Source organism: Bradyrhizobium sp. BRP19, from assembly GCF_020194195.1.
Lineage (GTDB): Bacteria > Pseudomonadota > Alphaproteobacteria > Rhizobiales > Xanthobacteraceae > Bradyrhizobium > Bradyrhizobium yuanmingense.
This window is the reverse complement of record NZ_JADYVZ010000003.1, coordinates 100,083-118,211: the sequence shown is the minus strand read 5'-3', so window position 1 is coordinate 118,211 and position 18,129 is coordinate 100,083. Positions and strand designations below refer to the sequence as shown.

At 65.2% G+C, this 18,129-nt stretch carries 8 protein-coding genes; 2 read left to right on the top strand and 6 right to left on the bottom strand.

Annotated elements, in window-relative coordinates:
- Window position 1: 1 nt before the first annotated feature.
- From treY to I6F36_RS10750, 6 genes are read right to left on the bottom strand one after another with little or no spacing between them, the layout of a single operon-like run.
- A complete protein-coding gene (gene treY, locus I6F36_RS10775; RefSeq protein WP_225171411.1) occupies window positions 2-2,788 on the bottom strand; it encodes a malto-oligosyltrehalose synthase in 2,787 nt (928 codons plus the stop codon).
- Window position 2,789: 1 nt separating this feature from the next.
- Window positions 2,790-4,541: a malto-oligosyltrehalose trehalohydrolase gene (gene treZ, locus I6F36_RS10770; protein ID WP_225171410.1), complete on the bottom strand. Its 1,752-nt coding sequence runs from the start codon at window positions 4,539-4,541 to the stop codon at window positions 2,790-2,792.
- Window positions 4,538-6,616 carry a glycogen debranching protein GlgX gene (glgX, locus tag I6F36_RS10765; protein ID WP_225171409.1) on the bottom strand — a complete coding sequence of 693 codons (2,079 nt, stop codon included), beginning with the start codon at window positions 6,614-6,616 and terminating at the stop codon, window positions 4,538-4,540. The genes treZ and glgX overlap by 4 nt, the downstream gene beginning before the upstream one ends.
- Window positions 6,617-6,619: 3 nt before the next feature.
- Window positions 6,620-8,758 (bottom strand): 1,4-alpha-glucan branching protein GlgB, encoded by a 2,139-nt coding sequence (gene glgB, locus I6F36_RS10760; RefSeq protein ID WP_036027305.1) that lies wholly within the window; start codon window positions 8,756-8,758, stop codon window positions 6,620-6,622.
- Entirely contained in the window at window positions 8,751-12,044 is a 3,294-nt protein-coding gene (gene treS / locus I6F36_RS10755; RefSeq protein WP_225126099.1) for a maltose alpha-D-glucosyltransferase, read from the bottom strand. The genes glgB and treS overlap by 8 nt, the downstream gene beginning before the upstream one ends.
- A gap of 11 nt (window positions 12,045-12,055) precedes the next feature.
- Window positions 12,056-14,002: a maltotransferase domain-containing protein gene (locus I6F36_RS10750; protein WP_225171408.1), complete on the bottom strand. Its 1,947-nt coding sequence runs from the start codon at window positions 14,000-14,002 to the stop codon at window positions 12,056-12,058.
- Between the two features lie 204 nt (window positions 14,003-14,206).
- Here I6F36_RS10750 and malQ point away from each other — a divergent pair, with 204 nt between their 5' ends.
- Both malQ and I6F36_RS10740 read left to right on the top strand, forming a co-directional pair.
- Entirely contained in the window at window positions 14,207-16,168 is a 1,962-nt protein-coding gene (gene malQ, locus I6F36_RS10745) for a 4-alpha-glucanotransferase (protein WP_225126095.1), read from the top strand.
- Window positions 16,169-16,198: 30 nt separating this feature from the next.
- A complete protein-coding gene (locus I6F36_RS10740; protein ID WP_225126093.1) occupies window positions 16,199-18,001 on the top strand; it encodes a glycoside hydrolase family 15 protein in 1,803 nt (600 codons plus the stop codon).
- The last annotated feature ends 128 nt before the right edge of the window (window positions 18,002-18,129 follow it).

The following is an 18,129-nucleotide window of genomic DNA, read 5'->3' as shown; positions in this document are numbered from 1 at the left end:
TTCAGGCGCGCACGCGCTGCCGCGCCGCCCTGACGGCATTCGCCGTTCGGCCTGCGACGACGAAGGCAGGACAATCGCGGAAGGCCTGCGCGAGCGGCAAGTCATTGCCGGCAAGGCCGGGCACGACATAGCCCGTGGTGTCGATAGTGGCGTCAATAGCTTCCGGTGCGGGCCATTCCCGGCCTGCTTGGGTGAACGGCGCGAACTGACGCCCGACCACGACGATCGCGGCGGCGCGGCCCTGACGACGCGCGAAGGCGATGACATGGTCGGCATGGGCGCCCCGTACTTCCAGCGGCTGGTAGTCGCCCTGCGCGAAGACGTCGGCCAGCTCGTTGCGCAGCTTGAGCAGATGCCGCGTCCAGGCCAGCTTGAGGCTGCCGTCCGGCCAACTCTTGATCAGGCCGCTCCAGTCCGGCGCTTCCAGTGATGGCAGCGCCGCGCGGCGCGCGGCGAAGTCGACCGGGCGGCGGTTGTCGGGATCGACCAGCGACAGGTCCCAGAATTCGGTGCCTTGATAGAAGTCCGGCACGCCCGGCAGCGTCGCCTTGAGCGTGAGCTGGCTCAGCGAGTTCAGCGTGCCGAGCAGCGCGACGCGGCGCGCCAGCGTCTGCAAGGCCTGAAGGAATTCCGCGGACTGGTCGGGGTCGAGGATCTTCGCGATGAAATCGCGGATCCCGTTCTCATACGCTTCATGAGGGTTGAGCCAGCTCGTCTCCTCCTTGCCTTCGCGCGCGGCCTTGAGGGCATAGGCCTGGATGCGCTCGATGAAGCCAGCATCGGCCGGCGCTTGAACCGGCCAGACACCGAGCAGGGTCTGGTAGAGCATGTATTCGAACGTCGCCGACGGCGCGCGGAAATTGCCGTGCAGCGTGAGGTGCGGCGCGTTCAGCACCTTCCAGCGCGCCACTGCGCTGGTCCATTCACCGGGAATCTCGCTGAGCGATGCGATGCGCGTGCGCGCATCCTCACCACGCTTGGTGTCGTGGGTGGCGGTTGCGGTCATGCCTTGCGGCCATTCCCTGGCGCGGGCCAGCATGGCCTGGTGGAAGGCGGGAATGCTGAGGCCGGTGCTGGCGGGGTCGCCGCCGACCTCGTTCAGCGCCAGCAGCCGGTGGAATTGATAGAACGCGGTGTCCTCCAGCGACTTTGCCATCATCGGGCCGGTGAATTGCTGCACCTTCAGCGCGAAGCGGCGCACGCGCGGGGCGCTGTGCGGTGGACGGCCCGGCTTGAGCAGGTCCATGGTCAAGGCATCGCGCAGGAAGTCGAAAATGCCTTCGTCGGCGGCGAACCAGTCGCGGCGGGCGCGCGCAATGGTGTCGTCGATCAGCTTGCGGTCCGCTGCGGTCGGGCCACTATGCGTCAGGTAGGTGCGATAGACCGGGAAATGCAACACATAGAGCTCGAGCGCCTGCCGCAGGCTGTCGGCCGAGAAGTCGCGCGTCGAATAATGGCCGTTGGCGATGCGCGCAAGCAGGCGCGTCAGCACGGTGAACTCGCTGGTGAGCAGCGTCTCCAGCACCCGCCGCTTGGCGTCCTTGACGTAAGGCACAAGCCGCGGCGGCCGGTTGCTGATCTGCCGCCAGGTCTCGTCCAGCGCCTCCAGTCCCCTGGGATCGACCAGCACGTGGGTGATGACATTCATCCACTCGTAGCCGGTGGTGCCCTGGACGCCGGCGAAATGCGGCAGGCGTTCGTGCTCGCACAGGATCTTCTCGATCACGGTGTAGAAGGGCTTTGCGTTGCCCTGCGCGTCGCGCACCAGGCGGCGCAATCGCTGGCAATACTGGGCCGGGTCACGCAGGCCGTCGATGTGATCGAGCCGGATTCCCTGCAATTTGCCGTCGGCGATGAGCTGCTTCACCAGCCGGTGCGTAGCGGCAAACGTGCTCGCGTCCTCGACGCGCAGGCCGGCGAGGCCGTTGACGTCGAAGAAGCGGCGATAGTTGATGTCGCTGGAAGCAAGTCGCCAGTGCCCGAGCTTGTAGTGCTGGCGCTCGAGGAGATGATGCAGCGTCAACGTCTGTGCCGGGCGGTCCTTGCCGGCGCGATAGGCGGCAAGGCCGCGCTTGATGATGTCGGCGGCGCCTGCGATCTCCTTGAGCTCGGACTTGAAGCCGGGAGCTTCCTTGCGATTGGGGCGCCGCAGCCCTGTGGTGCGGGTCGCGAGCGACAGCAGGCGCTTGCCGGGCTCTGTTTCCGCCGCGTCCGCCTCCTTGACGACAATCCGCAGCATCTCGCCATAGCGCTCCGGCGCGATCGGTAAGCGGTGCTCGAAATACCAGGCGGAAAAAGTCCCTTCGTCCGGGTCGTAGCGCAGCTCGATATCGCCGCGCTCCAGCGCCTCGCCGTAGGACGCGCCGAGGATCGGCAGCAGCACGCCGCCGCGGGCGCGGTAGGCCAGCTGGTCCCAGTCGATGTCGAAGGACGCCGCGTGCGGCGAGGCCTGGCCCCATTCCAGCACGTCGAGCCACCACGGATTGTCGGCAAAATGCACGCCGACATGGTTGGGGACGAAATCGATGATGAGCCCGAGATCGTGCTGCTGAAGCGCCTGGCTCAGCCGCGCAAAGCCGGTCTCACCGCCGAGCTCGGGATTGAACTGGCCGTGATCGACCGTGTCATAGCCATGGGTCGAGCCTTTGCGGGCCTTCATCACCGGCGAGGCGTAGAGATGCGTGATGCCCAGCGCCTTGAGATACGGAACGACCGCGGCGGCCTTGTCGAAATCGAAATCCGCGGTGAGCTGGAGCCGGTAGGTCGCGAGCGGAATGGCGGGAGGCATTCTAACCTCCGAGGCGCCAGACCACCGACCAGGGCGTGAGCCGCTCGCCGGCGCCGCCGCCCCAGATCGGCGTGCCCGCACTGACGCTGGAAGTGATCTCGTGATCCGACAGATTGGCGACAAGACGCAACGTGGTGCCGTCGCCCATGCGCCAATGTGCGGTGACGATGCCGTTGTCGGCCGCCTCGGCATCACCGAAGCTTGCGCCCTTCAGCCGCGGCACGATCTGCTTGCGACGGACGCCGAGCAACTCCCGCACCAGCGCGAGCCGCGCATCCTGTTGCGGCGTGCGGCCGGTCCAGTCGAGCACGGCCGATTGCAGCGTTGCCGGATCGAGCGGATCGGGCACCTCCTCGCCGTATTTCTCGTAAGCCCAGGCATATTCGCGCTTGCGTCCCTTGCGCACGGCATCGGCGAGTTCGCCCTGGAAATCGCAAAAGAACGGGAAGGGGGCCGTCGAGCCCCATTCCTCGCCCTGAAACAGCATCGGCACCATCGGCGCGAGCAGGGTGACCGCGAGCGCGGCCTCGATCTGCTGTGGCGATGCCAGGCTTTCCAGCCGCTCGCCCAGCGGGCGATTGCCGATCTGGTCGTGGTTCTGCAGGAAATTGACGAAGGTCGCCGGCGGCAGCTGGCCGCTCGGCTCGCCGCGCGGCTTCTTGCCCCAGAATTCCGAGATCTCGCCCTGATAGACGAAGCCGGAGGCGAGCGCGCGCGCCAGATCCATGCGCGGCGTCTGGTAATCGCCATAGTAGCCGGCATGCTCGCCGGTCAGCATCACGTGCCAGACGTGATGATAATCGTCGTTCCACTGCCCGCGATATTTGCCGTTCGGCGGCTCCTGCGCGGCATCGAGCAGGCTGGCGCGGTTGTCGCCGTTCTCCAGCACGAGATGGATGTGGCGTCCCGTGGCCTTGGCGAGCTCGCCGGTGGCAACGCTGAGGTCCTGCAGCATGGACTGCTCGCCCGGGACAGCCATGATGTGGTTGGCGGCGTCGAGTCTGAGGCCATCGAAGCGGTAGTCGCCGAGCCAGGACAGCGCATTCTCGACGGCGAAGGCTCGCACCTGCGGCACGCGATAATCGATCGCGCTGCCCCACGGCGTGTGCGCATCGGTGAAGAAGGTCGGCGCGTAACGGCCGAGATAGTTTCCTTCCGGGCCGAAATGATTGTAGACGACGTCGAGGAACACCATCAGCCCGCGCAGATGCGCCTCGTCGATCAGCGTCTTCAGGTCTTCGGGCCGGCCATAGGCGCTGTCCGGCGCGTACCACAGCACGCCGTCATAGCCCCAGCCGCGGCGGCCTGCGAAATCGGCGAGCGGCATCAATTCCAGCGCATTGATGCCGGTCGCGGCGAGGTGATCGAGCTTGTCGATCATGGCGCGATAGCTGCCTTCGGACGTGAAGGTGCCGACATGGGTCTCGACCAGCACCGTCTCTTCCCAGGGACGGCCGCGCCAATCGCGTGCGCGCCAGACGAAGGCATCGTGATCGATCACCTCGCTCGGGCCGAACACGTCGTCGGGCTGGAAGGCCGAAGCGGGATCCGGCACGTCGATGTCGTCGTCGATCCTGAACTTGTACTTGCTGCCAGATGACAAGCCGGCGATCTCGGCGACGAACCAGCCATCCTGCCGGCGCTGCATCGCGTGCCTGCGGTCGAGCAGGAGATCGACGCGGCGCGCGGCCGGCGCCCACAGCCGGAACGACACGCCGTCCTTGGTCGGCCTCGCCCCGAAGGATGGCCTCATAGTGCGCCTGCGAAGGCGAGCACGGAGCGCGGCGGCGCCTTGCTGTCGCTCCCGGGCAGGAAGTCGATCGTATTCAGCTTGGCATCGGTCGTGTTCAGGATCTGCTGCCAGCTCTTGTATTCGGTCATTTTGGGCAATTTGAATGCGATCTCTTCGGGAGCGGCGTTCAGTACGATAAAGATCGCAGCGCCGCCCGGTTCCATCGGGCCCATCACATAGGAGAGAAACCGCCCATCCGGGAATGTCCAGTCACTCTCCGTCATCTCGTTGCCGGCGGGCGTCAGCCACAATGCGCCGTAGGAGACGCCGTCCTTGGGGCGGCCGTCGAGCCAGCGATGGCTGCGCAGCTGTGAGAAACGGCGGCGGATGTCGGCGAGATGGGCAACGAAGTCGATCATGTCGTCGCCGTCCTTGCCGAGATTGTCCCAGCCGACCCAGCCGACCTCGTTGTCCTGGCAATAGGCGTTGTTGTTGCCAGATTGCGAGTTGCCGACCTCGTCGCCGGCGAGGATCAGCGGAACGCCCTGGGCCAGCATCAGGCAGGCCAGCACGTTCTTGCGCAGCTGGCGGCGCAGGCTGATGATGCCAGGATCGTCGGTCGGGCCCTCGACGCCGCAATTGTTGCTGTGATTGTCGTTCGAGCCGTCGCGATTGTCCTCGCCGTTGGCCTCGTTGTGCTTCTCGTTGTAGCTGAAGAGGTCGGCGAGCGTGAAGCCGTCGTGGACGGTGATGTGGTTGATGCTGGCGCGCGGCCGCCGTCCGTCGTGGTTGAACAAGTCGGAGGACGCGGTCATGCGGCTGGAGATGTCGCCGATCAGGCTACCTTCACCGCTCCAGTAGCGGCGCATGGCGCTGCGATAGCGGTCGTTCCATTCTGACCATTGCGAGGGAAAGGCTCCGACCTGGTAGCCGCCGAGGCCGAGGTCCCACGGCTCGGCGACGAGCTTGACGGTGGCCAGCACCGGGTCCTGCCGCACCGCGGTCAGGAACGAGCTGCCGCGATCGAAACCGTTCGGCCCGCGCGCCAGCGTGGTGGCAAGGTCGAAGCGGAAGCCGTCGACATGGCAGACCTCGACCCAGTAGCGCAAGGAATCCATCACCATTTGCAGCACGCGCGGATGGGTGAGGTTCACCGACGAGCCGCAGCCGGTGAAGTCGTCGTAATAGCGCGGGTTCTCGCGGTTCAGCCAATAATAGGAGGCGTTGTCGATGCCGCGATAGCACAGTGTCGGACCGAGATGATTTCCCTCGGCGGTGTGGTTGTAGACGACGTCGAGCATCACCTCGATGCCGGCATCGTGCAGCCGCGCCACCGTAGTGCGGAAGGAATCGAGCGCGTTGTCCTGGGCGTAGCGTGGCTCGGGCGCAAAGAACGACAGCGTGTTGTAGCCCCAGTAATTGGCGAGCTTCTTTTCCACCAGGATGCGGTCGTCGACGAAGCTGTGCACCGGCAGCAGCTCGACCGTGGTGACGCCGAGCTTCCTGAGGTGATCGATCATTGCCGGTGAAGACAAGCCGCCATAGGTGCCGCGCAGATTCGGCGGCACGTCCTCGCGCTTCTGGGTCAGGCCCTTGACGTGGGCCTCGTAGATGATCGTGTCTTCCCAGGGAATATTCGGCCGGATCTCGCGGCGGCCCCAGTTGAAGGTCTCGTCGACCACGACGGCCTTGGGCATGCCGCGCGCATTGTCGCGCCGGTCGAACGACAGGTCCTCGCGCGGGCTTCCGGTGCGGTAGGCGAAATGCGCATCGCTCCAGACCAGACGCCCGGCAAGCCGCTTGGCGTAGGGGTCGAGCAGCAGCTTGTTGGCGTTGAAGCGATGGCCGTGCTCGGGCTCGTAGGGGCCGTGCACGCGATAGCCGTAAAGCTGGCCCGGCGCGACGTCGTTGAGATAGCCGTGCCAGACATCCTCGGTCTTCTCGGGCAGCTCGATGCGCTCGAGCTCGCGGCGGCCTTGGGTGTCGAACAGGCAGAGCTCGACCTTCTGCGCGTTGGCGGAGAACAGCGCGAAATTGGTGCCGCGTCCGTCCCAGCTTGCGCCGAGCCGTGCGGGCGATCCGGCAGTCAGGCGCATCGATCAGCTTTCCGGAACAAGAAAGATCGCAGCCAGCGGCGGAATGGTGAGGCGCAGCTCGCCGCCCTCGGCATGGACCTCGCCGACATTGCCGACATTGCTGCCGCCGTAATGGGCGGAATCGGAGTTGAGAACTTCCTTCCACTTGCCGCCGAAGGGCACGCGAACGCGATAGTTCTGGTAGACGTTAGGCGAGAAGTTGATGATGACGACACACCGCGCGTGCTCGTCGAATCCCTTGCGCAGCCAGGCGAAGACGTTGCGGTTGGCATCATCGGTGATCAGCCATTCGAAGCCGGCCTGCTCGCAATCCATCTGGTGCAGCGCCGGAACCGCGCGATAGAGCCGGTTGAGGTCGCGGATCAAGGCCTGGACGCCGGAATGGACCTTGTATTCGAGCAGATGCCAGTCGAGCGACTGGTCGTGATTCCATTCGCGGCTCTGCGCGATCTCGGCGCCCATGAACAAGAGCTTCTTGCCGGGGTGGCCGAACATGAAGCTGTAGTAGGCGCGCAAATTGGCAAAGCGCTGCCACTCGTCGCCGGGCATGCGGCCGAGGATCGAGCGCTTGCCGTGCACGACCTCATCGTGCGACAGCGGCAGGATGAAGTTCTCCGAGAACGCATAGTGCAGGCCGAACAGGATCTCGCCGTGGTGATGCTTGCGGTGGATCGGATCCTTGCTGATGTAGTTCAGCGTGTCGTGCATCCAGCCCATGTTCCACTTGTAGCCGAAGCCGAGCCCGCCGAACTCGACCGGGCGCGAGACTTGGGGCCAGGCGGTGGACTCCTCGGCGGCGGTGGTTGCCTGCGGGAAGCGGGCGAACACTTCCGTGTTGAAGCGGCGCAGGAAGTTGATCGCCTCGATGTTCTCCCGCCCGCCATATTGGTTCGGGATCCAGGCGTCGGGCGGCCGGCTGTAGTCGAGATAGAGCATGGAGGCGACCGCATCGACGCGCAGGCCGTCGATGGCGTAACGCTCCATCCAGAACAGCGCATTCGACACCAGGAAGTTCGTCACTTCGGTGCGGCCGTAATTGTAGATCAGCGTGCCCCAGTCGAGGTGGCGGCCCTGGAGCGGGTTGGCGTGCTCATAGAGCGCGGTGCCGTCGAAATGGCCGAGCCCGTGGGGATCGTCGGGGAAGTGGCCGGGCACCCAGTCGAGCAGCACGCCGATGCCTTCGCGGTGGCAGGCATCGATCAGCGCCGCAAAATCCTCGGGGCCGCCGAAACGGCTGGTTGGCGCATAGAGGCCGGTCGGCTGATAGCCCCAGGAGCCATCGAACGGATGCTCGTTCACCGGCAGGAATTCGAGATGGGTGAAGCCCATGTCGCGGGCATAGGCCGGCAGCTGCTCGGCCAGCTCGCGATAGGTCAGCCATTCATTGTTGTCCTTGCGCCGCCACGAGCCGAGATGCACCTCGTAGATCGACATCGGCGCCGACAATGCGTTGATGCCTTCAGGCGCCGGGCGCGGTCGCGGCAGGCGCGCTTCGTCGAACACGATCGAGGCCGTCTTCGGCCGCAGCTCGCTGGCAAATGCCATCGGATCGGATTTCAGCGGCAGCAGATGACCATGCGGTCCGACGATTTCGAACTTGTAGTGATCGCCGGCCTTCGCATGCGGGATGAACAATTCCCAATAGCCGTTGCCGCGCACCCGCATCGGATGGCGTCGCCCGTCCCAGTAGTTGAAGTCGCCGACCACGGAGACGCGCCGCGCGTTCGGCGCGAGCACCACGAAGCCGATGCCGTCGACGCCCTCGAGCCGCATCGGATGCGCGCCGAGCTTGTCGTAGAGGCGCTGATGGGTGCCTTCGCCGAGCAAATAGAGGTCGAAATCGGTCAGGATCGGCGGAAAACGGTAGGCATCCTCGAACTCGACCACGTCGTTGCCGAACTTCGCGCGCAGCTGGTAGTGCTTCGAGCCGTTGGGCAGGGCGCCGATGAACAGGCCGGAATCGTGGACGCGATCGAGCGGCGCGACCTCGCCATGGTCGCCGACTGCCTCGACATTGGTGGCCTCGGGCAGAAACGCGCGGACAACGCTCTTTCCGCCCTCGGGATGCAGCCCGAGATAGTGGAAGGGGTCGGAGTGGCGACCTTCGATGATCGCGTAGGCTTCTGCAGGCAGTTTAGGCATGGGCTTCGCTCTCGGCACTTGACAGAATGCGAAGCAGTCCGGTCAGCGGCGCATGCAGCCCCTCAGGCCGGCGGGACAGCTCGTACTCTACGTCGTGGAACGCTCGATCCAGGAGGAAAAATCTCAACAGGCCTTCCGCGCAGGACCGATCGTCCGGCCACAGCCTCCGATCGATCATGGCTTCGCGGTAGGCGGACAGGAAGGTCGCGGTGGCGCGCTCGCGCCATTCGTCGAGGGCGGCCGCGAGCCGGTCCTGCTCGTCGGAAGCACCCGTGAGCGCGCGGCTCAGCGCCACGTTTACAGAAAGGTCGATGGAATGGATCAGGCCGGCGACGTCGCGCGCGGCCGGCGCCTTGCGGCGCTTGTTGGCCAGCGGCACACGCGGATCGCCGTCGAAGTCGATGATGAAGATATCGTCCTTCACGATCAGAGTTTGCCCGAGCCGGAAGTCGCCATGATGACGGATGTTCAACCCGCCGATCTCGGATGGCAAGAGCGCATTGAGGCGGTCGAACAGGTCCGCGCGTGCAGCGATGAGCCGGTCGATCAGGGGCCGGTCCATCTCCCGCAGCCCGTCGCGGCTGTCGGCAAGCAGCTCGAGAATCCGCTCGGCACGCGCCTTGAGGTCGGAGAGCGCAGCCTTGATCTGGGCGGAGTCGATCGGCTCCGGGGCGAGATCGGCGGGCTCTGCCGCGGTGAGAGCGACATGCAGCTCGGCGAGCCGCCGGCCGATCTGCGCGATGAAATGCAGATAGGGCGCCTGCTCCTGGGTTTCGCGCGGCATCTCATCGGCGGGCGCCACGCGCTGCTCGTCGATATAGCGGTCGAGATATCCGGTCGTCACGGTCCAGCCGTCGCCCTGGTTCTCGACATAGGCATGCAGCACGCCGAGCGCGCTGCGCTGGTTGCCGTCGACCAGCTCGACGCTGCCGAGCAGCGCCGGCGTATTGGCAAAGCGGGCGACCTCGGTGAGATAGTAGCCGATCTCGATCTCGGGGCTGATGCCGCTCTCCAGCCGCCGATAGATCTTGGCAACGTACTTGTTGTCGACCAGCGCGGTACTGTTCGACTGTTCGATGGCGCGGATGCGTTCGGGCTCCTTGATGGTGTAGTCGGCGAAACGGCTGGTCGCCTTGAACTCGAGCCGCAGATTGTTCTCGTCCACGACCAGGTTTTGCGACAGTCCTCGTAAGAACAGACCGATGAAGATCTGCTCGGTCGCGACGTCGAGGAGCGTGCCTTCGCGTGCGCCCTGGCGGACGGCGGCGAGCGCCTTCGGGTTGAAGCGCTCGCGGTCGAAACGCACCCATTCGATCTGCATGGGCATCACGTACCGCGTCGTCACCTCGTCCCGCGTCGTCTCGAAGAACGCGATCCAGGGTCTGTTGTCGCCGATGTCGCTGAACGGTACCGCGGAGGTCAGCGTGGTCCGGATGTGCTTGGGATTGTTCTCGGGATACCAACGCGTCCGTGACAGGAAGCCCGGCAGCACGTCGCGCTCGAACACGCCGCGCTCGCGGGCGAGCGAGACCCAGTTCGAGTTCACCGGCACGACCAGCGTCTCGAATTCCGGCACCGCGCGCGGCACAACCGGCTCGGACTTGTCGCGCTCCTGAAGCTGGAACCAGTAGAAGCCGTAGGGCCCCAGCGTGATCATGTAGGGCAATTCGCCGATCGCGGGAAAGCGTGTGCGGCCGAGCATCTCCTGCGGGATGCGGTCCTTCCACGGCGACAGGTCGAGCTCGGTGGCCTGCGCGGCGCGCGACAGATTGGCGACGCAGAGGATCACCTCGTCGCGGTATTGGCGGACATAGGCGAGCACGGCGCGGTTGGCCGGGCGGATGAAGGTCATGGTGCCGCGGCCGAAGGCGAGCGTCGACTTCCGCACCGAGATCAGCCGCTTGGTGGCGCTGAGCAGCGAGGACAGGCTGCGCGACTGCGCCTCCACGTTGACGGATTCATAGCCGTAAACGGGATCCATGATCAGCGGCGCGTAGAGGCGGGCGGGGTCGCAGCGCGAGAAGCCGCCGTTGCGGTCCGGGCTCCACTGCATCGGCGTGCGGACGCCGTTGCGGTCGCCGAGATAGATGTTGTCGCCCATCCCGATCTCGTCGCCGTAATAGATGATCGGCGTGCCCGGGAACGACAGCAGCAGCGAGTTCATCAGCTCGATCTTGCGCCGGTCGTTGTCCATCAGCGGCGCAAGGCGCCGGCGGATGCCGACATTGATGCGCGCGCGGGGATCGTTGGCGTAGGTGGTCCAGAGATAGTCGCGCTCGACGTCGGTGACCATCTCCAGCGTCAGCTCGTCATGATTGCGCAGGAATAGCGCCCATTGGCAGCTCGCCGGGATATCCGGCGTCTGGCGCAGGATGTCGGTGATCGGGAAGCGGTCTTCCTGGGCGATCGCCATGTAGATGCGCGGCATCAGCGGGAAGTGATAGGCCATGTGGCATTCGTCGCCACGGCCGAAATATTCCTGCACGTCCTCCGGCCATTGATTGGCCTCGGCCAGCAGCAGCTTGCCCTTGGAATACGCATCCAGCTCCTGCCGCAGGCGCTTGATGATCGCATGCGTCTCGGGCAGGTTTTCGTTCGAGGTGCCCTCGCGCTCGCACAGATAGGGAATCGCATCGAGCCGGAAGCCGTCGACACCGGCATCCAGCCACCGCTTCATCACCTGGATGATGGCGCTGACCACGCGTGGATTGTCGAAATTGAGGTCGGGCTGGTGCGAGAAGAAGCGGTGCCAGTAGAACGCCCCGGCTTCCGGATCCCAGGTCCAGTTCGACTTCTCCGTGTCGGTGAAGATGATGCGCGTGCCCTGGTACTTCTGATCCGTGTCGCTCCAGACGTACCAGTTGCGCGCGCTCGAGCCCGGATGGCTGCGCCGCGCGCGCTTGAACCATTTGTGCTGGTCCGAGGTGTGGTTGACGACGAGCTCGGTGATGACGCGCAGGCCCCGCTTCTGCGCTTCCTGGATGAACCGCTTGAAGTCCTTCATCGTCCCGAAATCGGGATTGACCGCGCCGTAATCGGCGATGTCGTAGCCGTCGTCGCGGCCGGGCGACGGGTAGAACGGCAGCAGCCACAGCGCGGTGACGCCGAGCTCCTGCAGATAGGGCAGCCGCTCGGTCAGGCCGGCGAAGTCGCCGATGCCGTCATTGTTGCTGTCGGCGAAGGCCTTGACGTGGAGCTGGTAGATGATGGCGTCCTTGTACCAGAGCTCATCCACGATCTCGGCAGCCTCAGCCTTCTTGGTGTCGACGGAAGACAGAACATTCATGGCGTGACCCCTTACGCCAGGCAGCGGAACAGAAGTGCCGGATCGCGGTCGGGATCGATACGCAACTTGATGCCGCCCCATTCGATGCGGGACTGTTCGCCGGTGAGGAGGTTTTCGAGTGCCGTCACATGGTGACGCCGCCCGCCGGCGTCAACGGTGAGATCGCCGAGCGCCAGCCAGCATTCTCGCTCACGGCGCGAGAGCGCGATCACGACGACGACAATGCTGGCCGGATCGGCCGCCTCCTTGGCGAAGGCGATCGTCTCGCCGTCCTCGATGGCGAGAAAGCGCAAATTCGCGGTCTGCTGGAGCGCCGCGTTCTCGTTGCGGATGCGGTTGAGCGCGGCGATGTACGATTTGATGTTGCCGGGACGATCCCAGTCCCGCTGCCTGATCTGGTACTTCTCGGAATCCAGATATTCTTCGCGGCCGGGAATGGCCTCATGCTCCAGCAGCTCGAATCCGCTGTAGATGCCGTAATTGCCTGACAGCGTCGCCGCCAGTGCGATCCGCGACTTGAAGGCCCACGCCTCTCCGCTCTGCAGGTGAAAGGGCAACAGGTCAGGCGTGTTGACGAACATGTTCGGACGGTAGAAATCGCGTTCGGGATAGCGCGTCAGCTCGCCGAGATATTGCTCCAGCTCCCATTTTTCCGTGCGCCAGGGGAAGTAAGTGAAGGACTGCGCGAAGCCGAGCTTGGCGAGGCCCTTCATCGGCTTTGGCCGTGCATAGGTCTTGGAGAACAGGATCACGTCGGGATGACGGCGGCTTATGTCGCGGATCAGCCACTCCCAGAACGCGAGCGGCGCGGTGTCGTGATTGTCGATGGCGAAGATGGTTACACCCTTGTCGATCCAGAACAGCATGGCGTCGCGAAACGCATTCCACAGCCCGACGCGATCGACCGAATTGAAGTCGGGGATAACGATGTCAGAATAGGGGCCGTCCGCCGTCTTCACCGAGCGGTCGGGCCGCCATTTGAACCATTCCGGATGCTGCGTCAGCCAGGGATGATCCGGCGAGCACTGCACCGCGAAGTCCAGCGCAAGCTCGAGCCCGTATTCAAGACATGTGGCGACCAACGCGCGGAAGTCCTCGATCGTGCCGAGCTCCGGATGCAGCGCATCGTGGCCGCCCTCGGCCGAGCCGATCGCATAGGGCGAGCCGGGATCGCCTTCACGGGCCACCGGTGCGTTGTTGCGGCCCTTGCGGCTGGTCTTGCCGATCGGGTGAATCGGCGTGAAGTAGAGCACGTCAAAGCCCATTGCGGCGATGTCAGGCACGCGCGCGATGCAGTCGCGCAGGGTGCCATGCCGGCCCGGCAATGCGCTCTGGCTGCGCGGCATCATCTGATACCAGGTGCTGAAGCGGGCCTTGTCGCGGTCGGCAGTCAGCGGGAAGAATGGCGAACGCGTCAGGTCCGGCCGCGACTGGCTCTCGGCCATGGCTTCGCCGAGCTCGGTCGCGAGCAGCGAGGTGATGTCGCCGTTCCTCAGGTAATCTTCGCACTGTCTGATGATGATCGCTGCGGCGTCCTGCCGCGCGCCATGCGCCTTGGTCAAAAGCCCGGCGCCCTCGATCGCATCGAGGCTGACATCGGCCCCGGTGCGCCGCTTTCGCGCGGCGGCGTGCGACCATGTAGCGAACTCGTCGGTCCAGGCTTCGATCGCGTAGACATATTGGCCGGGCTCGGGGGGCGTGAACGCGCCGGACCAGCGGTCATTGCCGTGATGGGTCATCGGCTCGCTCCGCCATTCGCGCTCCTGCTCTCCTCGCCAGATCAGCGCGGCTGAGATCACGGCCTCGCCATCGCGGTAGATGTCGGCCCAGACCTCGACCGGCTCGCCCGCGATCCGCTTCACGGCGAAACGGCCGCCGTCGATCGCGGGATAGACGTCCTCGATCAGGAAAGCGCTGCCGGCCGCGGCACTCTCGACAGTTTGAATTGTCTTGTTCACGGTGATGCCATTGACAAGAAAGCAGGAGCCCGTTTCCCTTGTCGGGAACCCACGCTTGGTACCATGATAGAAAGCCGCTTGTGTGTCATTGGTTCCCTTGGGAACGGCAAGCGCAGTTTGCGAGTTACCCCTGACTAACCTCTTCCGCGATCTCGTTATTCTCGATGCCCCTGGCCAAACAATGGCCTGCAAGCTGCGTGCCGAATGGATCTTTTAGCTCAAGCCCGGATCAAGGGCGTTCAATCCGAATTCATCGATGCCCTCGGCAAGCTGCGGGTCACCGCGCCCGAGGCCCTCAAATCCATCCTCGATGCCCTGCCGGAGAAGCGGGTCTATCGCTTCGTCAGCGGGCCGGTCGTGGTCCGTGCGCTCGGACGCCCGCGCACGGAATTGGCGTCGGTTGGCGCGCCGCCGCTGCAATGGAAAATCGCCGGCAACGGCAATGTGATCGCGGCAGGCGAGACGCGGGAGCCGGTGATCGCCTGGCCGGCGGGCCTGGCGCTCGGGTATCACCGCCTGACGCTGACCGATGCCGAAGGTGCGAGCGAAGACGTGCCGATGATCGTGGCGCCCGAGCGCTGTTTCGGCGGCGATTTCGACCGCGGCTGGCTGCTCGCCGTGCAGCTCTACAGCGTCCGCTCCGACCGCAATTGGGGCATCGGCGATTTCACCGATCTCGCCGGCCTCGTCCGGCTCGCCAAGCAGCTCGGGGCCGACGGCGTCGGGCTCAATCCGCTGCATGTCCTGTTCGACGATCACCCGGCCGATTGCAGCCCCTATTCGCCGAACAGCCGGCTTTTCCTCAACCCGCTCTATATCGACGTCGAGGCGATCCCTGAATTTTCGGCCGACCTCGTGCCCGACGCGGCCGCAACGGCTGCCCGTCTGCGCGAGGGCGACCGCGTCCCTTATACCGACATGGCGGCGCTGAAATGGCTGGGCCTGCGCGCCGCCTTTAGCAGCTTCGTGACAAGCGCGAGCGAGGCGCGTCGCAAGGCGTTTGACGCCTTCCGTGCGGAGCGCGCGCCGCTGTTGTCCCGCTTTGCCTGTTTCGAGGTGCTGCGGCATCGTTTCACCGGACCCTGGTGGGAATGGCCGCAAGAATGGCAGCAGCCGGACGAGGCGAAATTCGCCGAGCTGCGCAACGGCCCCGACAAGCGCGAGGTCGAGTTCGTCGAATTCGTGCAATGGACGGCCGACAGCCAGCTGCACGGGGCCAACGCGCTCGCCAGTCAGCTCGGCATGCGGGTCGGACTCTATCTCGACGTCGCCGTCGGCGTGCAGTCCAACGGCTTCGATGCCTGGAACGAGCAGACGGCGATCTCGCGTCATCTCGCGGTCGGCGCGCCGCCCGACGTGCTCAACACGATCGGCCAGGATTGGGGCCTTGCCGGCTTCAATGCCGGTGGGCTGGAAGCGCAATCTTTCGTCCCGTTCGCCGACATGCTCGCGGCGTCGATGCGCCATGCCGGCGCCATCCGGCTCGATCACGTGCTCGGCCTGAAACGGCTTTATCTGGTGCCGCGCGGCTTCAAGCCCGACAACGGCGCCTATGTGCAGATGCCGTTCGAGGCGCTGCTGGCGGCCGTAGCGCGCGAGAGCGCGGCCCATAAATGCATCGTGATCGGCGAGGACCTCGGCACCGTGCCGGAAGGTTTCCGCGAGATGATGCAGGATTTCGGCATCTGGTCCTATCTCGTCATGATGTTCGAGCGCGACGATGCCGGGCATTTCCGCAATGTCGACCATTACCGGCCCAATGCGCTGGTGACGCTGAACACCCATGACCTGTCGACCTATGCCGGCTGGCGCTCCTTCAGCGATCTCAAGATGAAGCGCTCGCTCGGGCTCGATCCCGGCGAGAACGACCAGGCGCGCTGGGATGCGCTCGGCAGGCTCGACGAGATCCTGCGCCAGAACGGCATCAGCGCCAATGATCTCTACTCTGTGCTGGCCTTCCTGTCGCGCACGCCGTCGCGGCTGCTCGCGGTGTCGATGGAGGATCTGCTCGGCGTGATTGACCAGCCCAACATTCCCGGCACGATCGACGAGCATCCGAACTGGCGCCAGCGCCTGCCGGTCGCGCTCGACAAGATCGCGTCCAAGATCGATCTCGCAGCTTTGAAGGCTGCGACACGGGAACGTTCATTGCCCGGCGGGAATTGAGCCGCCGGGACTTGCCAGGCTCGCACGACATTGGCTCAGAGGATCGAGGACTATGCGCTGATCGGCGATTGCGAGACCGCGGCGCTGGTCGGGCGCAACGGCTCGATCGACTGGCTGTGCTGGCCGGCCTTCGATTCCGACGCCTGCTTTGCCGCCATCCTCGGCACCCACAAGAATGGCCGCTGGCTGATCGCGCCGAGCGAGGGCGCAACCTCCATCTCGCGGCGCTATCTCGGCAACACCCTCATCCTCGAAACGCGGTTCGAGACGAAAAGCGGCACCGTCGCGCTGATCGATTTCATGCCGCTGCGCGGCAAGGCGTCCGACATCGTGCGGCTGGTCCGCGGCATCCGTGGCACCGTGAAGATGCGGATGGAGCTCGTCATCCGCTTCGGCTTCGGCGCGGATATTCCCTGGGTGCGGCGGATCGACCATTCCTTGATGGCCATCGCCGGCCAGGACATGACGGTGCTGCGCACTCCGGTCGAGACCCGCGGCGAGGATCTGACCACCGTCTCGGATTTCGAGGTGAAGGAAGGCGAGACCGTGCCATTCGTGCTGACTTACGGTCCCTCGCATCTCGCCCCGCCTGCGCCGATCGATGCGGAGCTGGCGCTTCAGGAGACCGAAAAATTCTGGGAGGACTGGTGCGGCCATTGCACCCGTGACGGCGACTATCAGGAGCTGGTCCTGCGTTCGCTGATCACGCTGAAGGCGCTGACCTTCGCGCCGACCGGCGGCATCGTCGCGGCACCCACCACCTCCTTGCCGGAGAAGCTCGGAGGCAGCAGGAACTGGGACTATCGCTTCTGCTGGCTGCGCGATGCCACCTTCACGCTGCTGGCGCTGATGAACTCGGGCTACACCGAGGAAGCCCTGGCCTGGCACAATTGGCTGCTGCGCGCGGCCGCCGGCTCCCCTTCGAACATGCAGATCATGTACGGCATCTGGGGCCAGCGGCGCCTCCTGGAATGGGAGGCGGGCTGGCTCGGCGGCTACGAGGGGGCGCAGCCGGTGCGCGTCGGCAATGCCGCCCACGCGCAGCTCCAGCTCGATGTTTACGGCGAATTGATCGACGCCTTCCACCAGTCGCGCATGGCGAGGCTCAAGCTCGACGACGAGACGACCTGGGCGCTGGAATGCGCCGTGCTCAATCATCTGGCCGAAGTCTGGGACCGGCCCGACCACGGCATCTGGGAGCGGCGCGGCCAACCCAAGCACTACGTCTTCTCCAAGGTGATGACCTGGGTCGCCTTCGACCGCGGCATCAAGAGCGCCGAGACCTTCGGCTTCAAGGCGCCGCTGCTGCACTGGCGTGCGCTACGCGAAGCCATCCATCGCGATGTCTGCAACAGGGGATTCGATGCGGAGGAAAATGCGTTCGTCGAATCCTACGGCTCGAAGATGCTCGACGCCAGCGTGCTGCTGCTGCCCGCCGTCGGCTTCCTGCCGGCGGACGACCCGCGCATCCGCGGCACCATCGCCGCGGCCGAAAAATGCCTGATGCGCGACGGTTTCGTGCTGCGGCACGACCCGCGCGAGCTGCCCCCGGACCAGCCGCCGCTCGAAGGCGCCTTCCTGGCGTGCACGCTATGGCTCGCCGATGCCTACGTGCTGTCGGGCGATCTCGACAAGGCGCAAGTTCTGCTTGACCGCGTGGTCGGCATCGCCAACGACGTCGGGCTACTGGCCGAAGAATACGATTCCGTGGCCCGCCGCCAGACCGGCAATTTCCCGCAGGCGCTGACCCACATCGCGCTGATCAACACGGCGCACAATTTGTCGGCGGCAAGGCAAGGCAGCGAGAAGCCGGCGGTGCAGCGGTCGAAGTAGTAGGAAGAGCCGTCAGGCGCTTTTGCCCCCACGAGCACGGTGCACTCCCTCTCCCGCTTGCGGGAGAGGGTTGGGGAGAGGGTGTCTCCGCAATGGGATAGCCCCCTAGAGGAGAAAGCCCTCACCCG